We start from the raw sequence: 18940 nt of genomic DNA, 5'->3' as shown, positions 1-18940 counted from the left end.
CCACTGCGAATGATCGTGACCAACGCGGGTGAAGAATCATCTGTGGTGGCCAACAACGTGATGGGTGGTGAAGGCAACTACGGTTACAACGCTGCCACAGGCGAGTATGGCGACATGGTAGAAATGGGCGTTCTTGACCCAACCAAGGTTACCCGCACTGCCTTGCAAAACGCAGCCTCTGTGGCTTCATTGATGCTGACCACCGATTGCATGGTTGCTGACCTGGTTGAAGACAAGCCTGCCGCTCCCGACATGGGTGCTATGGGCGGCATGGGCGGTATGGGCGGCATGGGCATGTAACAGGCCTGTTGCCAAGCTCTACGCTTGCAAGCAAAACCGCTGGTTCCGGTTGATCCGGCCAGCGGTTTTTTTCTTGACCAATCCACTGCGTAACCCTATAATTTGCGGTTACCTAATTAACCAGCAAGTGATTTGGCTTTGTCGGTTGGCACTCACACCATTGAGACCAATTAACCGCCAGATTGGCTGCAACGGAGAAACTCATGAAAGAAGGCATTCACCCCAATTACCGCGAAGTGTTGTTCATGGACATGTCCAACGGCTTCAAATTCATTTGCCGCTCTACCGCGCCTAGCCGCGAAACTGGAGAGCACGAAGGCAAGGAATACCCTCTGATCAAGCTGGACGTGAGTTCCGAATCACACCCCTTCTACACTGGTGCACAAAACACCATCGTGGACACCGCCGGCCGCGTTGAGAAATTCCGTCGTCGTTTCGATCGCTTCAAGAAGTAATTTTTCGCGCAAGTGATCATAAAAAGGCAGCTCAGTAAAACTGGCTGCCTTTTGTTTTTCCGGACACAATAAGAACATGGTCATCACCGCAGCCAACAACACTCGTTTGTCGCGCAGGCTACTGTGGGGCTTGATATTGCTCTACATTTTGCCAGGGCTTTTCGCGCGCACACCGTGGAAACCTGACGATGCGACCGGCTTTGGTCAAAGCTTCACCTTTTCCCAGCTGCCTTTTTCAGAATGGGCAATGTCGCTGATCGGTGATCGCCTGTATGTCGAAGGTGGCTTGCTGTCTGCCTGGCTTTCAGGTCTGTTCGGAAAACTGGCAATTGCTGTCAACCTGCCTCACAACTGGCTTGATGACGCCATGCGCCTTGGCAATGTGTTCTGGATGATTTTGGCTGGCTGGGCCATTTGGAATACCACCTATCGCTTGGCCAAACGGGTTGAACTTCAACCCGAAGACCCGTTGGGCACGGCGCCTACCCGGGTCGATTATGCCCGTGCCGTTGCAGATGCCTCGGTGCTTTGCTTTTTGGGCACACTTGGTCTGCTCGTTCGCTCGCACATGCAGGTGCCCGAAATCGCCGAATTGGCCGGCATCTCAATCATGCTGCTTGGCGCAGTGCGCTCGCTTGACAGACCGATCGGCGCAGGTTGGATGCTGGGCGCAGGCATTGCCATCGCTTTTTTTGCGCGGGGCTGGGCACATTGGCTACCCTTTCTGCTGTTGTTGCTTGCCAGCTCGATGACACACAGTACGCTGCGGTTTGGTCTGCTTCGCCGAATGACCCGAGCTGCCACCGTATTTGCCATTCCTTTTGCGATCTGGTTTTTCTGGCTAATGAGTCAGAAAAACGGAGAGTTGTGGTGGAATGCCTGGAATGAATGGAATGTTCGCCGCTTTCTGATACTGGATCCTACCCAGTCCTTTGACCTGACCAAACTGGTGATCACACTGAAAACCCTCACCTGGTTTTTGTGGCCGATTTTACCCATGGCTTGCTGGACCATTTGGCGTTATCGCAAAGCCTTGACTGAACCCTCGATCCGCATTCCCCTCGCAGGCGCGGCTGCTGGTGTGCTGGTGCTGCTGATTACGAACCCAGCGGATGAGGCCAACTATTTCCCTTTGCTGGCGCCACTTTCGGTGCTTGCGGCAATCGGACTGTCCACCATGAAACGCGGCTTGATCAGTCTGATTGACTGGTTTGCAGTGCTTTGGTTTACCTTCGCCGCCGTGTTGGTGTGGCTGGGTTGGACCGCAGCCACATTCGGTTTTCCTGCAAAAATTGCAGCCAACTTCGAAAAACTATCACCCGGCTATGTACCCGACGTCATCGGCCTTGAACTCGCACTGGCATTTCTGGCCAGCTTTGCCTGGATCCGCCTGATTGTATGGCGTACGGCCTCGGGCAGTCGCGCCCTTTGGCGCCCCATGGTGTTGACCACAGGGGGCGTCATTCTGCTGTGGCTGCTGATGATGACATTGTGGATCCCAAGAATTGACTATGCAAAAAGCTTCAAATCCCTGGGCGATGCAATTACCCGATCAGTTCTGGACCATCAATCTGCCGTGGGCAGGGAATGTGTTGCCGATTACAACTTGGGCTACGCACAACGCGCAACTCTTCAATACCACACCAAGGTTGACTTCATTCGCAAGGGTCAATTCAAGGAAGCCACCGAATGCGAGTATTTGTTGCTTCAAGACGATACACGCCAAAGCCTGAAGATCAAGGTTGATTTCGAATCCAGGGCATCCGGGCGGTGGGAGTTGATCTGGACCGGTAACCGAAACTCGGACCGACATGAATTCTTCTTCCTGTACGCACGTACGCAGCAGGCGGAACAGCGGACAGAAAACAGCAGTCGTTAAAGGTGTGGCATGGCCAGCAGTATTGTTTTATTTGCCCAAGACCGGCCGCGCAGGGCTCTGCTGAATCAGGCTTTGCCAATTCTGCTAGGACAGTTGGCCGTGATGGGCAACGGTCTGGTTGATACATTGATGGCCGGGCAGGCCGGTCCCGATGTGCTGGCAGCCATGGCTGTTGGGTCATCCATTTATATCAGCCTTTACGTCGGCTTGATGGGGGTCATTATTGGTCTTACCCCCATTTGCTCTGCCCACTTCGGTGCGGGTGATTACCGCAAGGTTGGAGAAGATGCAGTTCAAGGTGTGTGGCTTGCGCTAACCATGAGCGCTATCGGCATGCTGATACTGCTCAACCCGCAACCCATTTTCCAACTAACCAACACCCCTGCCGACATCGCTGTAGACACTCGAGGCTACTTGCTGGGTATTGCTTGGGGGCTTCCTGCCGCCTTGGTGTTTCGCGTCTTTTATGCGTTGAACCAATCGATCTCACGGCCACAAATTGTGGTGGCCCTGCAGGTACTGATGCTGCTGCTGAAAATTCCCTTGAACATTTGGTTCATGAACGGTGGGTGGGGGCTGCCCGCGCTGGGTGCAGCCGGTTTTGGTTGGGCCACAGCAGCAACGATGTGGCTGGTACTCGGTATTTCGGCCCTCATTTGGCTGTTCGACAAACATTACAGCGAATTCAAATCGATTCGCAGCTTGAAACCTGATTGGCATCGTCTTGGGCAAATCCTGCGACTCGGTCTGCCTATTGGCGGCTCATACCTCATTGAAGTCAGCTCGTTTACCGTCATTGCGCTGCTGGTGTCGCGTTTCGATGTGTACCAGCTGGGTGGACATCAAATTGTGTCCAACATGGCAGCGATGGCGTACATGGTGTGTTTGTCTTTGGGCAATGCCACCACGGTGTTAGCCTCCCAGCAAATTGGTGCCGGGTTCAACAAACACGCCAGCACCATCATCAAGCGTGGAATTGAAACTGCCATGCTGGTCGCGGCCTGCGTGTGTCTGGGTTTGTATGCGTTCGATCGGGAATTGATCTCGTTCTACACCAAAGACACAAAAACGATTGAGGTGGCCCTAGGCCTGATGCCTTGGGTGATTGCCTACCACTTTATTGATGCCGTTCAAACTTTGTGCTCGTTTTCACTTCGGGCCTACCGAGTGTCAGCGCGCCCCATGTTGATTTATTTGGTGAGTCTGTGGTTTGTGGGCATTGGCGGAGGCATGTGGCTTGGGGTTTGGCAAGCAAACCCGCTGAAATCACAAGGTTTCTGGATGGCCAGTGCAGGTGGGCTGCTGTTGGCTGGAATTTGCCTGGCCTTGCTGCTGGCCCATGTGATGCGCCAGCGCAATGCTTTAGAGCTTACTTTGCCAACTAGGCCGCAGGCGCCGCCGGGGACAGGGGGCTCTCCTGGCTCGCCTTCGCCTCTGGCGCCACAATAAAATGCTCACGGTAAAAACGAAGCTCGTCGATTGACTCGTGAATATCGGCCAAGGCGGTGTGCTTGGTTTTTTTCACAAATTTTCGCGCCGTGGTGGGGTTCCAACGCTTGCACAATTCTTTCAGTGTGCTGACATCCAGATTGCGGTAGTGAAAATAAGCTTCCAGCTTCGGCATGTATTTGGCCATGAAGCGGCGGTCCTGGCAAATGCTGTTGCCACACATCGGGCTTTTTCCTGGGCCTATGTATTTGGCCAAAAATTCGATCAACAAATCCTCGGCCTGGGCCTCATCAATCGTGGATTCTTTCACACGGGCCGTCAGGCCGCTTTTGCCATGGGTGCTGGTATTCCAGGCATCCATGCCGGCCAGAATTTCATCACTTTGGTGAATGGCCAACACAGGCCCTTCCTCCAGGACGTTGAGCTCACTGTCGGTGACAACCACTGCCACTTCAATGATTTTGTCGTTGAACGGATCCAGACCTGTCATTTCCATGTCAACCCACACCAAGCGATTGTCGTCGCGGGGAATCTTGGTTTCAACAGGGGTGGAACTTGGCGTGGCTTGTGACATAATTTGAATGAGCTTTGAGGTTGAATCTATAGAGAGTTGTATTGTCTCACAGGCATTGAAGCGCAAATTAATCAAGGGTGGTAGCGAGAAATGGTTTTTACTGAAGTCTTTGTTCTGGCAGTAGTTTTGAGTGTGGCGCTTCGCCTTTATCTGGCCAGTCGCCAGGTGCGGCATATCGCCTTGAACCGCGCACAGGTGCCTGCCGAGTTCAGGGAACAGATCAGTCTGCAAGACCATCAAAAGGCTGCAGACTATTCCATCGCAAAAACCCGCTTGGGCATGATCAATGTACTGATCGAAGCCAGCATCTTGATGGGTTTTACCTTGTTGGGAGGTCTGCAGTGGATTCAAAGCGTCACAAGCACCACTGCCGAAGGTATTTTGGCGGGCCTCCTGCTGATTGCCGTGGTGGGCTTGATTGGCAGCGTGCTTGATTTGCCATTGTCTTACTACAAACAATTCGTGCTTGAAGAGCGCTTCGGTTTCAATCGCATGAAGAAAAGCCTGTTCATTGGCGACTGGATCAAAGGTCTGCTGGTCGGTGCTTTGATCGGTGGTCCATTGGTGTTTGCGGTTCTTTATCTCATGCGTGAAGCCGGACAGCAGTGGTGGGTTTACGCATGGGCCTTGTGGTTTGGTTTCAGCCTGTTGTTGATGTGGTTGTTCCCCACGGTGATTGCCCCGATTTTCAACAAGTTCACCCCATTGGAAGACGGCGCCACCCGCCAGCGTATTCTGAACTTACTGCAACGCTGTGGCTTTGATTCCAGCGGCTTGTTTGTGATGGACGGCAGCAAACGGTCAAGCCACGGCAATGCCTACTTCAGCGGCATGGGCAAAGCCAAGCGAATCGTGTTTTTCGACACCCTGCTCTCGCGCTTGAATGACGATCAGATTGAAGCCGTGTTGGCCCATGAACTGGGGCACTTCAAGAAAAAGCACATCGTCAAGCACCTGGCTTTTTCAGGCATTGGCAGTCTTGTAATGTTTTATGTGCTGGGCCTTCTGGCCAATGCTACCTGGTTCTATAGCGAGTTGGGCGTCAACCCTGACCTGGCGAATGGCGCTCAAGCCATGGCTTTGGTGTTGTTCATGATGGTGCTTCCCTATTTCACATTTCCGATTCGGCCAGTGATGTCCTGGCTCAGCCGCAAACATGAATTCGAGGCCGATGCGTATGCTGCACAGCAGAGTGCACCCCAGCACCTCGTGAGCGCTTTGGTGAAGTTGTATCAGGACAATGCATCCACCCTGACCCCCGACCCACTGCATTCTGCGTTCTATGACAGTCACCCGCCTGCGTCTATTCGCATCAGCCGTTTGAACAGCTTGCAAGGCGCCCAATGAGCACCATGAACACACCCCACCCCGCTCGCCCACAGGAAGACTGGCTGCATGTGCACTGCCAGCATTTGGGTGAAGGCCATGCGTGGAGTGCTGACGAGATCGAAGCGCAGTTGGACGAGTTTGAATACTGGTCTGTTGAATTTGATGCCAAGGGAGAGCATGCCTTGAACCTTTGGCGACAATATGCCTTTGCCAACTTCGAAGGCGTAAAGCTGGCGGTGCACGCCATCACTCATTTGGCTGATGATGAAGATCACCACCCGGAAGTCACGTTTGGCTACAACCGGGTCAAAGTGCGCTGGAACACCCACAGCGCCAATGGCATTACCAACAACGACTGGGCTTGTGCAGCCAAACTTGATGATGCGCTGAAACACATTGGCTAATTCATCACTAAACAGGGTGCGCCCCACCTACAAAGGCAGACAAACAGGCAACCAAGGCAAAAATTCAGGCAACCCGGATTTGCTGAATGCCATGGTAGTGGCTAGCTATGGGCGTCATTTTCTGGCGCGCGACGAGAGTGGAATCGTTTGGCAGGTTTACGGCAAAGGCAAACGCCGAGACGTGGCGGTGGGCGATGAGATTATCATTTTGCCCAGTGGCGACATGCAAGCCTGGGTGGAAGACATTCAGCCACGCAAGAACCTGGTGTACCGATCAGACGCCCTAAAAAGTAAAATGTTTGCGGCGAACCTGGACGGTGTGCTGCTGATGCTGGCGATCAGCCCTCCCTACTCGCCCGAGCTTTTGGGACGCACGCTGACCGCCTGCAAACATGCGGGGGTGCCACTGACCATTCTGTTTAACAAAGTGGACATTCTTGAAGGCGATTCCGAAACGCTGGAAGCGGTTGAACAGGAGTTGTTTGAAATCACCCTGGGCGAAGTACCCACGCACTATATTAGCGTCACCGAACGACCTGCAGAAACCGAGTCAATGTTACGACCGCTACTGGAAGGCAAACGCACCCTGATTTTGGGGCAATCGGGCATGGGAAAGTCCACCTTGATCAATTTGTTGATACCGGGTGCCCTGGCGGCCACCAATGAAATTTCAATGGCCTTGAATGCAGGCAAACACACCACCACTCACACCCAGATGCACTTTGGTGAGCGCGGTTTGGAGTTGATTGATTCACCCGGATTTCAGGCGTTCGGTTTACACCACCTGAGCGAATCGGATTTGCTGAATGCCTTCACCGATATTCGCAATGAAGGCAACAAATGCCGGTTTGCCAACTGCCAACACAAACGTGAACCCGATTGCGCTGTGAAAAACGGACTGGAAGACGGTACGCTAAGCCCCGCGCGATATGAGCTTTACCAAATGTTGAAAGCCGAGCTGCAAGAGGCCAGCCAAAGCTACTGACGCTCTAGAGCCTGCTGCTGGGCAACCAACCCAGAATGGCAAACACCAATGTTGCCATTAACCACACCACCGCGCATTTGAAAATGAGCTGCCGGAATTGCTGTAAGGCTTGCACCTGGTTTTCTTCACTCAACAATTGCCCTTCTGATGCAGCTTTGGACACCGGATCAAAAGCAGCTCCTCCCACGAGACCAACTGCAGTGAAAAATACAGCTGTGAGCGGCGCCCTGTTGGAAAAACGACTATGGTTTTTTGCAGTTCGCCAAGCCAGCGCAGCATCATCTAGCTGCGCAACCAAACCCACCGTCAAGGCTATCAAACGAGCGGGCAGCCATTCCATGGCAAACAACACAAAGCGCGGGCTGATCGCCGCTTTCAGTTTGTGGGTTTCCCAGGCCTCTTGCATCGTGGGGCGTTCATGCGCAAAGGCTTGGGCCTGCCACACATCACGTTCACGAATCACGCTCCAGTGCGCCATCATGTAAACCACCAATCCCATGGGACCCGGCATTACCAGAAACCAGAAAAACAGACTGAAATACTGACGCAAAGCACGCTCGGTCCCATGGGATATGGCGTGAAACACCAACTCACCAGGACGATGAACCACGGGTTCGGTCCCATCGTAGTCTTTCATCCAGGTCAACAGCAATTCGCGAGCCCGGAAAAAAATCGCCTTGATTCAGAAATAGCTGTGCATTGGTAAACACCACCGCAAAGTGGCGAAAACGCAAACCATACAACAACAAGAATACGCTCAGGAAGCCAGCGGCAAGCGGAGATATGGTCCAAAGCACCTGATACAGAAAGTAAACACCCATTACCCAGATCAACATGGGGGCTAGCCACTGCAAATGCGCGTAACGCGGCGCTCCGAGGGCCTCCAGATTAATTTCCAGTTCCTGGTTGAAACGATTCACCCAATCACGCGCACGGGTGAACAAACCGTCCGGCAGGAAGGTTTCACACACCACAGCAATAAGCAGGGCCAAATAGGACAAAGTGTTACGCCTTCGCGTTCAGGAAATGGTAGAGGTTGCGTAGCATCGCTGCGGTTGCACCCCAGATAAAATAGTTCTTTCCATTCTCCGGCGAATTGTAGGGCATGGCGTAGAAGGTACGCTCGCCCATGGGGGTGTGTAAGCTGCGCTGCTGATGATTTTCAACATCCATCAAAAATGAAAGGGGCACCTCGAACACCTCTTCCACCTCGAATGCATCGGGCATTAGTGTAAAACCTGGCTTCACCAAGGCCACCACAGGCGTCACCATGAAATTGGTCGCAGTCTGGTAAACCGGCATGGTGCCCAGCACTTCGATGAACTCTCGGGCCAGCCCTGTTTCTTCCACAGTCTCTCGCAGGGCAGTTTCTATCGGGCCACCATCGTCAGGTTCACAACGGCCTCCCGGAAAGCTGATTTGTCCGGCATGGTCATTCAGGTGAGCCGTGCGAAGCGTCAGCAACACATAAAGATCGTCTTGCCGCTGAACCAAAGGCACCAGCACCGCCGCATCTGCAGGGTCGCGGTCTTTGAAAAAACGTTCTTCGAGCGGCTCTGGTTGCCAAGGCAAATCGGCCATGGCAAAACGGGCACGCAACAATTCGGCAGACCACATGGGTAAAAATGCTCCAGATTAAACAGCCAGGCCGAACAACATTAATTCAGCAAACTGCTTGCGAAGAGGTGGCGTGAACTCCATCACGTTCAAGGCCATTTGTCGGCCTGCACCCAGCAAGGGATTGTGATTGGAAAACCCTTTCACCATCCAGTCTGTCATTTTAACCACCACCTGCCGATCAGCCACTCTCAACTTCTCAAATTCACTCAGCGCCAGGGTCAAGCGATGTTCCTGTGCAACAGTTGCCGGGTCGACACTGCGGCAAAGCTGCACAGCATCCCGCAAACCCAGATTTAGACCCTGACCGGCCACAGGGTGCAAAATTTGAGCAGCATTGCCAATCGCTACACGACGTCCCTGCACCAGTTTGTCGCGCCAGTTCATGCCCAATGGGAAACTTTTTCTGGGGCCAATCTGTTTGATGGAGATGCGACGCCCAAACTGTTGTCGAAGTTCAGCAGAAAATTCGTCATCGCTGCAAGCCAATCGCTTTTGAACCTGAGCTAGCGGAGCGCACCACACCAATGAGTATTGCTGCTGGTCGGTTGAAATGGGCAACAGTGCCAAAGGCCCTTCCGAGGTGAAACGCTCAAAAGCCAGTGTATTGCCGCCTTCCAGTAAACCAGGTTCCACCTGCAAAGTGACTTCGCTCACCAAGGCCCATTGGTCGTAATCCACCACTTGGTCACGCTCGCCAGCCTCGCCATACAAGCCCCCCTCGGCATCCACCCGCAGGTTTACGGTGTATTCGGTACCGTCCTCGAGCTCAAGCACTTCGAGAGAGTCAACTGCGCTACGGTGCGCATACTTCACATTGGCGGGGCGGAAAATTTTTACCCCTCTGCGTTCCAGCGAGGTCGACAAGCAGTTCACCAAGTCACCATAACGAACCGTCCACCCCAAGGCCCGCAAACCCAGTTCATCTGCCTTCATTCGTACCTGGCCAAAACGGGATTGCTCTGACACATGAATATGGTGAATCGGCGTGGCATCGGCTGGGAACCCCAGGCAGGCCAGACGCAAACGCGTGGCATCGGACAACGCCAGAATACGCGGATCACGGGCGGAAGCTTCCAGAGGCTTGGCATCAAAAATGGCAATGCGATTGGCGCGGTCACCCCAGGTGTTGGCAAGCCAGCCTGCAAAAGCAAGGCCCACAGGGCCAGCCCCAACAATGGCCACATCAAAATCGGTGTGCGAGGTCATGGATTGGTCAGGCTGCCTTACTGCTTGTTTTTTTGTGGGCTTTCATCGTTGCATGAATTTCGGCCACGGTTTTGGGCGCATCGGCAGTGTAAATATCACAACCTTTCTGGGTCACCAATGCATCGTCCTCAATGCGAATACCGATGTTTTCAAACTGCTTGGGCACACCTTTGCCCGGGCGAATGTAAAGGCCAGGCTCAATGGTGAGCACCATGCCGGCTTCCAGCTTGCGACTGGTGTGGGGTGCCACACCGTCTTCAGGTTTGGCAGCCGGGTCGCGGTAGCTTCCACAATCATGCACATCCATGCCCAACCAGTGACTGGTGCGGTGCATGTAAAAGCGTTTGTACGCGCCACTTTCAAGCGCTTCGGTCAGGCTCATTTTGAGCAGCTTCAAATCGATCAGACCTTGCGCCAACACCTTCACCGCGGCATCGTGCGGGTCATTGAAACGCGCACCAGGCTTGGTGGCATCAATCGCTGCATACTGTGCATTCAACACCACTTCATACACTGCCTGTTGGGCCTTGCTGAACTGCCCGTTCACCGGAAAGGTGCGCGTGATATCCGATGCGTAGCAATCCAGCTCGCAACCTGCATCAATCAACAACAAGTCGCCATCGCGCATTCTGGCGTCATTCGCACGGTAGTGCAGCACACAGGCATTTGCACCCGAGGCCACGATCGAACCATACGCGGGCGCCTCTGAACCATTTTTCCGGAACTGATAGAGTAACTCGGCTTCCACTTCAAACTCGAACTTTCCTGGTTGGCACACTTGCATGGCCGCAATGTGCGCATGCGCCGAAATGTGGGCCGCACGGCGCATGATGTCAATCTCGGTTTTGTCTTTGATCAGACGCATTTCATCCAGCGAGTGGCTCAAATCAAGCACCGCATGCGGCGCTGTAACACCCGTCCGGGCTTTGCCCCGCAAGGTTTTCAGCACATCGGCAACGGCGGCCTCGAGGCTTTCGTCTTCACCCAGACGCAAAAACACCGCAGGCTGATTGGCCAGTGTGTCAATCAAGTGCTCTTCAAGGTCATCAATACTGTAGGCCTCATGCATGCCGAATGCAGCCTGCGCTGCCTTGGGGCCGAAGCGGAACCCCTCCCATATTTCTCGTTCCTCATTCTTATCCCTGCAAAACAACACAGCTCTGGAATCGCCACTGGGTGGCACCACCAGGGCCAAACAGGCCTCCGGCTCAGGAAAGCCAGTGAGGTAATAAAAATAACTGTCTGAACGGAATGCGTAATCCGCATCCCGGTTGCGCATCACCTCCATGCCCGACTGCACCAAGGCAACACCACCGCCCATTTTCTTCAAACGGCGTGCAAGCTGCTCTCGGCGCTTGGCGTAGATCAGGGGGTTGTGGGTAGGATACCTGCTCATGCTAATGCTTCCTTGCTGAATTCAATCGTTGGTTGAGTTCTTCAAGCCGTTCTGGTGTTCCAATGTCCATCCAGAAACCGTCGAACAACTCACCTTGTACTTTGCCTGCAGCCATGGCTTGGCGCAACAGGGGCGCGAGTTTTGCAACCTCGTCAACTCTGAGCTTACTGAATAAACTCGGGTGATACACTCCGATCCCGGAAAATGTGAATGTGATCTCGCCCGGTTCAGCCTGTTTGACCAGACTGCCCTGTATCGCAAAATCACCGGTCGGATGGTGTAATGGATTGGGGACCATCACCAGGTAGGCCAACTGGTCTTGCTGCCATTGATTGGCAACCTGCAAGGCCCTATCGACCGGCCATTCGCAAGACACATCGCCGTTAATCACCAGAAATGGTTCATTTCCAAGATGGTGTAAGGCTTTGCGAATACCGCCCGCGGTTTCAAGCGCGCTGGCCTCGGCTGAGTAACTTATCTGCACCCCAAAGGCTGAACCATCGCCAAAGTGGCTTTCAATTTGGCGCCCCAAATGCGCGTGATTGATCACAATGCTGGTAATACCCCCCGCCGCCAGGGCCTCTATATGCCACTGCAACAAAGGTTTACCACCCGCGGGCAACAAGGGTTTGGGACAATGGTCAGTCAATGGGCGCATGCGTTCGCCACGCCCCGCAGCCAATATCATTGCCTTCATTTAAAACGTATACCCCACTTTTACAGCCTTGTTTTCAAGGCGATCAAGCAACAGCAGCAGGGGCTTGAACGCGATGTATCGGCCCGCCACAAGGCGTACATAACGCAACACCATTGGCAGGTCATTCAAGTACTGGGCCTTGCCGTCGCGGTAGTTCAGGCGCGCGAAGATACCCAGAATTTTCAAATGACGTTGCAGGCCCATAAAATCGAACTGGCGATAGAACTCACCGGGGTCTTCGCAAATGGGCAAGCCAGCCTTGCGGGCAGCCTCCCAGTAACGCACGGTCCAGTCCAGGGTTTGCGCTTCGGGCCATTCAATGTAGGCGTCGCGCAGAATACTGACCAGGTCGTAGCTCAAGGGGCCCTTTACCGCGTCCTGAAAATCAAGAATGCCGAACTGTGGCGCTTCACCCGCCTGGCTGGTCAACATCAAGTTGCGGCTGTGGTAATCGCGGTGGACAAACAGTTGAGGCTCAGCGAGCGCGCTTTGAATCAGCATGCCTTTGATGCTCTCAAGCCAGTTGCGTTCCTGATCGGTCAGCTCGGCACCGTAGTGCCTGCCCACATACCATTCATCGAACAAATTCATTTCCTGCAACAATTTGTCGGCACCGTAAGCGGGTATGCCTTCGGTGCGGGTGTTGGCTTGCAAGTGCACCAGGTCATGCAGTGCCTGCATGTATAGGGCGTCTTTCTGTTCAGCTTGGGCGTTCAGCCCCTGCAACATGGTGGTGTTGCCGAAATCCTCCAGCAGCAAAAAACCCTCCTGCGGATTCTGCGCCAACACCTGGGGCGCCCTGGAGCCACCTTCTCGCAGCAAGCCCGCCACATGCACGAAGGGACGAACATCTTCTTTGTCAGGCGGCGCGTCCATCACAATCAGGGTTCGCACGTTATTGGCTTCGCCAACCCGGAAATACCGGCGAAAGCTGGCATCGCTGGAGGCCGCCTGCAGGGTTTGCAGGTCAAACTCGAACTCATTCAGGCCTGTCAGCCATTTTTTCAACATTTCTTGACGCAAGGCGCTCATCAAACCGTCCAATCTCTTTAATTTGTAGTTAGTTGCCTATAATAGTAGGATCCTATGGCGCTTGATCGATCCGTCACCTATTTGAGTACATACCCAGCTTGAAGAAAAGCAAAAAATTACTGCAAGTGCACTCAGTGCCCACACGCCCCACAGCCATCGCATTTGCTTTGTTCTGTCTGGGCGCACCCGCGCTTGCCCAAACTACAGGCGCCACACCACCCAAGGCCGAGTCCCCCACCCGCCTAAAGATTGACGGTGGACTGCTGGGTGTGCGCAACCCGATACCTGAGGACGAGGCCACTTACATTTCTGCCGACCGCCTTTACGGCAACAGCGCCGAGGAAACCTTTCTGGAAGGCAATGTTGAAGTTCGGCGCAACAAGCTGAAATTATTTAGCGACTCAATCAATTATTCGCCCATTACTGACCGTGCTACGGCCAAGGGCAACCTGGTGATTGAGCAGGAAGGCATGATACTGAAAGCCCCCGAGGGCTCTGTAAAGCTGGGCACCGGCGAAAGCGAAATGACCAAACCCACCTTCGAGCTGAAGGAAATTAACGGCAAGGGTCGGGCCGACAAAATGCAGTACGACGGTATTTCAACGCTGACGCTTGAAAACCCGAACTACACGGTATGCGATGTGCCAAACCCTGGTGCCGCGGATCAAGGTGATTGGTATATCACTGCCGATTCGCTGGAAATTGACCAGGCTGCTGAAGTGGGTCGTGCCCGTGGCGCGAAGGTGGTATTTCAGGACGTGCCCATATTGGGCGCACCTTACTTTTCGTTCCCCACCACCGACAGACGCAAAAGCGGATTTCTGCCACCCTCGTTTGGCACTGTGTCCAACAGCGGACTTGAAGTGACAGTCCCGTACTACCTGAATATTGCTCCAGACAAAGATATGACCCTGTACCCGAAAATCATCTCGGGCCGGGGTTTCCAATTGGGTACACAAACCCGTTACCTGACGCCAAGCAACGAAGGCGAACTTAAATACGATTACCTGCCGGATGACGAGAAAACAGGCACAGACCGCACTGCTTTGTCCTTGCTGCACAAATACGAAAAAGGTCCTTTGTATGCAGGCATAAATTTCAACCAGGTATCGGATGACAATTACTTTGTTGACTTCTCCCGGACTCAGGCAGTGGCCTCCCAACGTGTTTTGGTTCAAGAAGGCTTCGTCTCGTACCGTCAGAAAAACTGGAGCGCCAACGTGCGCACCGTGGCTCATCAAACATTGCAGTTATTCAACGATGTGATCGCTGAGCCATATGACCGTTTGCCAGAGGCTACGCTTGAATTAAGCCCCACCCGAATTGGCCAGGCCAATGCCTTTGTGTCAGTGAGCGGGCAGTACACCGACTTTGCCAGACCCTCGTCCGCACCCGCGCGGGTTGAAGGCTCACGCGGTGTAACGCGCGCCCGGGTTTTCATGCCCATTCAACGGTCTGAATTCTCATTCACGCCCGCTGTCTCGGTGCAGGCCACCAACTACGATTTGCAGGGCCAAACACCTGGGTCACCCGCAGCACCAGGCAGCGTGATTCCAACGGTTTCGCTGGACAGCACGGTTTACTTCGACCGCAAAACAAGCTTTTTCGGTCGCAATGTGAATCAGACCCTGGAACCACGAATTTTTTATCTGTACACGCCGTTCAAGGACCAATCCGATCAGCCTATTTTCGACACCTCGGTGACGGATCAAAGCCTGACTCGGATTTTCGCCGAGAACAGGTATTCGGGGCTTGACCGGGTTGGCGATGCGAATCAGTTGACACTCGCGGTGACCAGCCGCTTCTACGACGAAGCGACCAGCGAAGAGTTATTCAGCGTGACGGGCGGGCAGCGCCTGAACCTGAGCACACCACGTGTCATTTTGCAGGGCTTTGAAGCCCCGACCACCAGTGATTCTGACTTTTTTGCAAATGCACGGGGCCGAATCAGCCAGTCTGTTTTCCTGGACGCGACAACCCAGTTGAATGCCGAAAGCGGACGCCACGAGCGCGGCAATATTACCGTCAGCTATGCGCCATCGCTGGGCAAGCAGCTGAATTTGGGGTATCGCTACACCCGCGCACAAATTGACCAGTTCGACATTTCTGGCCAATGGCCTATCTCTGAACGCTGGAGCGGCGTGGGTCGTTTAAACTACTCCATGTTGGACAATCGTTTGATTGAAGGCGTGGCAGGTCTCGAATACGGTGAAGGTTGCTGGGCAGTGCGTGTTATTGCGCAACGATTTGCGACTGCACCGCTGCTGGAGACTACCTCGCTCTTTGTTCAGCTCGAACTCAATGGATTGGGTCGTTTGGGGTCCAACCCTGCCGACCTGTTGTCCAGAAAGGTGCCTGGGTACACGCCTTTCTCTTCCTCGCAAGCTACCCAATGAGCACCCATTAAGTACCCAACAAGCACCCGATAAGTTATGAACATGAAGCACATTCAACACTGGTTATTCGCGATTTCCGCCCTTGCGGCCATCGGTCACGCGCAGGCGCAGGGTATCAAGGCACCAACATCCAACCTGCCGGTGGGCAAGCTGAGTTCAGAGCTCGGGGCCAGCAATGGTTCCAGTGCGGCGGCGATCGACGGCATCGTTGCAGTTGTGAACACGGATATCATCACCCGCAGTGAACTGAACCGACAGGTCGCGCTGATTGAACGCCAAATGAGCCGCAGGGGCGCCCCTCTGCCCGATCGGATTGAATTGCGCAAACAAGTACTTGATCGCATGGTCATGGATCGAGCCCAGCTTCAGAAAGCAGAGGAAGTGGGCATTCGAATTGAAGAAGCGCAAATTGAAGCGGCCATGGCCCGAGTGGCAGATCAAAATGGCTTGTCTCTCGAAGACTTTCTGGCACGCCTTCAGGAGGAAGGGGTGTCGCCCGCCCGATTCCGGGAAGAGGTGCGCAGCGAGATCACCTTGGGCCGCCTGCGTGAACGCGAAGTGGAAGCCCGCATTCAGGTGTCGGATGCCGAAATTCAAAATTACCTCGCCGCCCGAACCAAAGGCGGGGCAGCGGCCAATCAACCCGAGGTAAATTGGGTGCAGCTTCTGGTCAGAGCCCCCAGCGATGCCAGTGGTGCAACGCTCAGCCAGGCGCGAAGCAAAGTGGAAGCAATTGAAAAAGCCCTGAAGGACGGAAAAACGGTAGAAACCATTGTGCAAGCCAATCCCGAGTTGGCGATTGACGGCACTGGGCAAATGGGTTGGTCTGGTTTTGATGCAGTGCCCACCCTGTTCACCGAGTTTTTATCCAAGGCACAATTGAACGCAGTGCAAACCATTCGCAGTCCCAACGGCTTTCACGTGCTGAAAGTGCTTGAGCGGCGCGAAAGTGGAGCGGCGCTGGACAACACTCCGGTGACCCAGACACGCGCTCGACACATCCTGATTCGCCCAGGCCCCGACATTACCGAAGCCGAAGCGAAACGCAGATTGAATTTCGCGCTGGAACAGCTGCAAGGTGGGGCTGCGACGTTCGATGCTTTGGCCAAGCGTTATTCCCAAGATGGCTCTGCAGCCAAGGGTGGCGATTTAGGCTGGCTGTACCCGGGCGACACCGTGCCAGAATTTGAACGCGAGATGAACCAACTGGGTATTGGAGGCGTCAGCCCGGTGTTCCAGAGCCGGTTTGGTTTCCACATCATTCAGGTTGTTGAGCGCCGTCAGCAGGCCGCCTCTGAAGAGCGCCAGCGTCAGGCTGCTCGACAAGCCATTCGAGCCAGCAAATCTGAGGAAAGCTACCAGGAGTGGTTGCGCCAACTGCGCGACTCCACATTCATCGAAATTCGCCTCTGATGTACAAGGCATGAGCTGGGCTGCAAATCTCCCGATCCTCGTCACCAGCGGTGAACCCGCGGGGATCGGGCCAGAATTGTGCGCTTTGCTGGCTGAATCAAACCAGGCGAATCGGCTGAAACGCTCATTGGTCATTCTCGGTGACTCAGATCTGCTGGAGACCAGGGCCAGTCATGCGGGCATCCAACCGACATGGCAGCGAATCAACTCGCTGCAGGACGTTGAAACAAGCGATACCGGGCCACACGGATACTTTCTGCTCAATCACACTCTTTCAAGCCCCTGTATCACGGGCCAACCCAACCCGGCCAATGCGCCCTATGTGCTGGGTCTGCTCGACCTGGCCTGCGATGCATGCCTGAATGGTACCGCAGCCGCCATGGTAACGGCGCCCATTCAAAAATCAGCAATCAGCCCCTACTGGCCCGGTTTCATGGGGCACACCGAATACCTGGCGCAACGCTGTGGCCAACGTGATGTTGTCATGATGCTGACTGGTGGCAACATGAAAGTGGCACTGGCCACCACACACATTCCTCTGAGCAGTGTGTCCGCGGCAATTACCCGTAACAGCCTTACTCGCACGCTGGAAATCATGCTGCACGACTTGAGCCTTTACTGGGGTTTACCAAAACCGCGAATTCTGGTGACAGGACTGAATCCCCACGCAGGTGAATCAGGCGACCTGGGGCGCGAGGAAATAGACACCATCATGCCAACCATCCAGGCTTTTCAAGCCAAGGGGCATGATGTACAGGGACCGTTTCCAGCAGACACCTTGTTTCAGCCCAAATACCTGAAAAACAGCGACGCAGTCTTGGCCATGTTTCACGACCAGGGGTTGCCGGTGCTGAAACATGCAAGTTTTGGTCAGGGAGTCAATATTTCACTGGGCTTACCCATTGTGCGGACCTCAGTGGACCACGGCACTGCACTTGACCTGGCTGGTAGCCGCAACATGGATGCTGGCAGCCTGAGTGAAGCGGTAGAATGCGCGCACCATATGGACCTATGCCGCAGGAACGCGCAATGAAACACCAAGCAAAAAAACGATTTGGGCAACACTTTTTGACTGATCAAAGTGTGTTGTCCAATCTGATCGGCGAGATGCGACCGCGCGCGAACGACACACTGGTTGAAATTGGGCCCGGTTTGGGCGCACTGACCTTCTGGTTGCTCAAAGCAGTCGATCACCTGCAGGTGATTGAAATTGACCGGGACCTGGCAGAGAAGCTTCGAACCGGTGGCTGGAAAGACAAGCTCACGGTTCACGAAGTGGATGTGTTGAAATTTGACTTTGGACAACTCCCCGCGCCTTTTCGGGTGGTAGGCAACCTGCCTTACAACATCTCCTCGCCCATTTTATTCGCTTTGCTTGATGTTGCAGACAGGGTGATTGATCAGCACTTCATGCTGCAAAAGGAAGTGATTGACCGCATGGTAGCCGCACCGAAAACAAGCGACTACGGCAGGTTATCAGTGATGTTGCAGGCGTATTACGACATGGATCATTTGTTTGATGTGCCGCCTGAATGCTTCGATCCACCACCTCGTGTGATGTCTGCGATCGTTCGAATGGTACCCAAAAAGGCCCAAGAACGCGCTGCCATTCCAGGCGAGATTTTCAGCCGTGTCGTCAGCACCGCATTTTCACAGCGTCGAAAAATGTTGCGCAACACCTGGGCCGATGTCGTGCCCCAGCACATTGCAGAAAAAGCAGGCATTTCACTGACTGCGCGCGCCGAAGAAATTGCGCCTGAGCAATTCGTTCAAGTAGCAAAAATGTTGGCGGCCAGTTAAGACTG

At 54.1% G+C, this 18940-nt stretch carries 19 protein-coding genes; 11 read left to right on the top strand and 8 right to left on the bottom strand.

Translation table 11 applies throughout. The features are described from left to right. The 4 genes from A0129_RS09830 to A0129_RS09815 all read left to right on the top strand — a co-directional run. The coding region (locus A0129_RS09830; protein ID WP_291714578.1) for a TCP-1/cpn60 chaperonin family protein at positions 1 to 300 on the top strand (300 nt) is incomplete at its 5' end. Positions 301 to 503: 203 nt separating this feature from the next. Then, on the top strand, positions 504 to 755 hold the full coding sequence (locus A0129_RS09825) for a type B 50S ribosomal protein L31 (protein WP_105027123.1): 252 nt from the start codon (positions 504 to 506) through the stop codon (positions 753 to 755). A 76-nt stretch (positions 756 to 831) separates the two neighbouring features. Further along, on the top strand, positions 832 to 2634 hold the full coding sequence (locus A0129_RS09820) for a hypothetical protein (protein ID WP_291714576.1): 1803 nt from the start codon (positions 832 to 834) through the stop codon (positions 2632 to 2634). 9 nt (positions 2635 to 2643) lie between these two features. Then, positions 2644 to 4083 carry an MATE family efflux transporter gene (locus tag A0129_RS09815; RefSeq protein WP_105027125.1) on the top strand — a complete coding sequence of 480 codons (1440 nt, stop codon included), beginning with the start codon at positions 2644 to 2646 and terminating at the stop codon, positions 4081 to 4083. Here the strand turns inward: A0129_RS09815 and orn are convergent. Then, entirely contained in the window at positions 4016 to 4657 is a 642-nt protein-coding gene (orn, locus tag A0129_RS09810) for an oligoribonuclease (RefSeq protein ID WP_105027126.1), read from the bottom strand. The genes A0129_RS09815 and orn overlap by 68 nt on opposite strands. 90 nt (positions 4658 to 4747) lie before the next feature. Between orn and A0129_RS09805 the strand changes: the two genes are divergently transcribed. The 3 genes from A0129_RS09805 to rsgA are packed head-to-tail and all read left to right on the top strand — an operon-like array spanning position 4748 to position 7375. Further along, entirely contained in the window at positions 4748 to 6004 is a 1257-nt protein-coding gene (locus tag A0129_RS09805) for a M48 family metallopeptidase (protein ID WP_291714574.1), read from the top strand. Next, positions 6001 to 6390, top strand: coding sequence for a 4a-hydroxytetrahydrobiopterin dehydratase (locus A0129_RS09800; RefSeq protein ID WP_291714573.1), 390 nt, complete (start codon positions 6001 to 6003; stop codon positions 6388 to 6390). The genes A0129_RS09805 and A0129_RS09800 overlap by 4 nt, the downstream gene beginning before the upstream one ends. Continuing rightward, on the top strand, positions 6383 to 7375 hold the full coding sequence (rsgA, locus tag A0129_RS09795) for a ribosome small subunit-dependent GTPase A (protein ID WP_291714571.1): 993 nt from the start codon (positions 6383 to 6385) through the stop codon (positions 7373 to 7375). The genes A0129_RS09800 and rsgA overlap by 8 nt, the downstream gene beginning before the upstream one ends. Positions 7376 to 7379: 4 nt before the next feature. Here rsgA and A0129_RS09790 read toward each other — a convergent pair whose 3' ends face one another. From A0129_RS09790 to A0129_RS09760, 7 genes are read right to left on the bottom strand one after another with little or no spacing between them, the layout of a single operon-like run. Beyond that, positions 7380 to 7985: a hypothetical protein gene (locus A0129_RS09790; protein WP_291714569.1), complete on the bottom strand. Its 606-nt coding sequence runs from the start codon at positions 7983 to 7985 to the stop codon at positions 7380 to 7382. Continuing rightward, positions 7966 to 8376, bottom strand: coding sequence for a hypothetical protein (locus A0129_RS09785; protein ID WP_291714567.1), 411 nt, complete (start codon positions 8374 to 8376; stop codon positions 7966 to 7968). Before A0129_RS09785 ends, A0129_RS09790 begins: the two co-directional genes overlap by 20 nt. A gap of 4 nt (positions 8377 to 8380) precedes the next feature. Continuing rightward, positions 8381 to 8956 (bottom strand): CoA pyrophosphatase, encoded by a 576-nt coding sequence (locus A0129_RS09780; protein WP_291714582.1) that lies wholly within the window; start codon positions 8954 to 8956, stop codon positions 8381 to 8383. Between the two features lie 54 nt (positions 8957 to 9010). Continuing rightward, a complete protein-coding gene (locus tag A0129_RS09775; protein ID WP_291714565.1) occupies positions 9011 to 10201 on the bottom strand; it encodes an FAD-dependent monooxygenase in 1191 nt (396 codons plus the stop codon). Between the two features lie 7 nt (positions 10202 to 10208). Further along, the gene (locus A0129_RS09770; RefSeq protein ID WP_291714563.1) at positions 10209 to 11597 is read right to left on the bottom strand and encodes an aminopeptidase P N-terminal domain-containing protein; all 1389 of its coding nucleotides are present in this window, start codon (positions 11595 to 11597) and stop codon (positions 10209 to 10211) included. 1 nt (position 11598) lies between these two features. Continuing rightward, positions 11599 to 12294: an N-acetylmuramate alpha-1-phosphate uridylyltransferase MurU gene (murU, locus tag A0129_RS09765; protein WP_105029692.1), complete on the bottom strand. Its 696-nt coding sequence runs from the start codon at positions 12292 to 12294 to the stop codon at positions 11599 to 11601. Further along, positions 12295 to 13326 carry a phosphotransferase gene (locus tag A0129_RS09760; RefSeq protein ID WP_291714560.1) on the bottom strand — a complete coding sequence of 344 codons (1032 nt, stop codon included), beginning with the start codon at positions 13324 to 13326 and terminating at the stop codon, positions 12295 to 12297. A gap of 98 nt (positions 13327 to 13424) precedes the next feature. Between A0129_RS09760 and A0129_RS09755 the strand changes: the two genes are divergently transcribed. Genes A0129_RS09755 through rsmA form a run of 4 tightly spaced genes read left to right on the top strand, consistent with a single transcriptional unit; the run spans position 13425 to position 18935 of the window. Next, positions 13425 to 15722, top strand: coding sequence for an LPS-assembly protein LptD (locus A0129_RS09755; RefSeq protein ID WP_291714558.1), 2298 nt, complete (start codon positions 13425 to 13427; stop codon positions 15720 to 15722). Between the two features lie 42 nt (positions 15723 to 15764). Then, entirely contained in the window at positions 15765 to 17135 is a 1371-nt protein-coding gene (locus A0129_RS09750) for a peptidylprolyl isomerase (protein WP_291714556.1), read from the top strand. Between the two features lie 10 nt (positions 17136 to 17145). Next, positions 17146 to 18168, top strand: a complete 1023-nt coding sequence (gene pdxA, locus A0129_RS09745) for a 4-hydroxythreonine-4-phosphate dehydrogenase PdxA (protein ID WP_291714554.1) — start codon at positions 17146 to 17148, stop codon at positions 18166 to 18168. Further along, the gene (gene rsmA, locus A0129_RS09740; protein ID WP_291714552.1) at positions 18165 to 18935 is read left to right on the top strand and encodes a 16S rRNA (adenine(1518)-N(6)/adenine(1519)-N(6))-dimethyltransferase RsmA; all 771 of its coding nucleotides are present in this window, start codon (positions 18165 to 18167) and stop codon (positions 18933 to 18935) included. Before pdxA ends, rsmA begins: the two co-directional genes overlap by 4 nt. Positions 18936 to 18940: the final 5 nt, after the last annotated feature.

Origin of the sequence: Limnobacter sp. CACIAM 66H1 (assembly GCF_001601825.1) — a bacterium.
Classification (GTDB): domain Bacteria; phylum Pseudomonadota; class Gammaproteobacteria; order Burkholderiales; family Burkholderiaceae_B; genus Limnobacter.
The sequence above is the reverse complement of the archived record's forward strand: the minus strand, read 5'-3'. Positions and strand labels throughout refer to the sequence as shown.

Bases quoted from the DNA above. Each gene is read 5' to 3' on its own strand.
- A0129_RS09825 (WP_105027123.1), top strand. From the start codon at position 504: ATGAAAGAAGGCATTCACCCCAATTACCGCGAAGTGTTGTTCATGGAC.
- A0129_RS09820 (WP_291714576.1), top strand. From the start codon at position 832: ATGGTCATCACCGCAGCCAACAACACTCGTTTGTCGCGCAGGCTACTG.
- A0129_RS09815 (WP_105027125.1), top strand. From the start codon at position 2,644: ATGGCCAGCAGTATTGTTTTATTTGCCCAAGACCGGCCGCGCAGGGCT.
- orn (WP_105027126.1), bottom strand. From the start codon at position 4,657: ATGTCACAAGCCACGCCAAGTTCCACCCCTGTTGAAACCAAGATTCCC.
- A0129_RS09805 (WP_291714574.1), top strand. From the start codon at position 4,748: ATGGTTTTTACTGAAGTCTTTGTTCTGGCAGTAGTTTTGAGTGTGGCG.
- A0129_RS09800 (WP_291714573.1), top strand. From the start codon at position 6,001: ATGAGCACCATGAACACACCCCACCCCGCTCGCCCACAGGAAGACTGG.
- A0129_RS09780 (WP_291714582.1), bottom strand. From the start codon at position 8,956: ATGGCCGATTTGCCTTGGCAACCAGAGCCGCTCGAAGAACGTTTTTTC.
- A0129_RS09775 (WP_291714565.1), bottom strand. From the start codon at position 10,201: ATGACCTCGCACACCGATTTTGATGTGGCCATTGTTGGGGCTGGCCCT.
- A0129_RS09770 (WP_291714563.1), bottom strand. From the start codon at position 11,597: ATGAGCAGGTATCCTACCCACAACCCCCTGATCTACGCCAAGCGCCGA.
- murU (WP_105029692.1), bottom strand. From the start codon at position 12,294: ATGAAGGCAATGATATTGGCTGCGGGGCGTGGCGAACGCATGCGCCCA.
- A0129_RS09760 (WP_291714560.1), bottom strand. From the start codon at position 13,326: ATGAGCGCCTTGCGTCAAGAAATGTTGAAAAAATGGCTGACAGGCCTG.
- A0129_RS09750 (WP_291714556.1), top strand. From the start codon at position 15,765: ATGAAGCACATTCAACACTGGTTATTCGCGATTTCCGCCCTTGCGGCC.
- pdxA (WP_291714554.1), top strand. From the start codon at position 17,146: ATGAGCTGGGCTGCAAATCTCCCGATCCTCGTCACCAGCGGTGAACCC.
- rsmA (WP_291714552.1), top strand. From the start codon at position 18,165: ATGAAACACCAAGCAAAAAAACGATTTGGGCAACACTTTTTGACTGAT.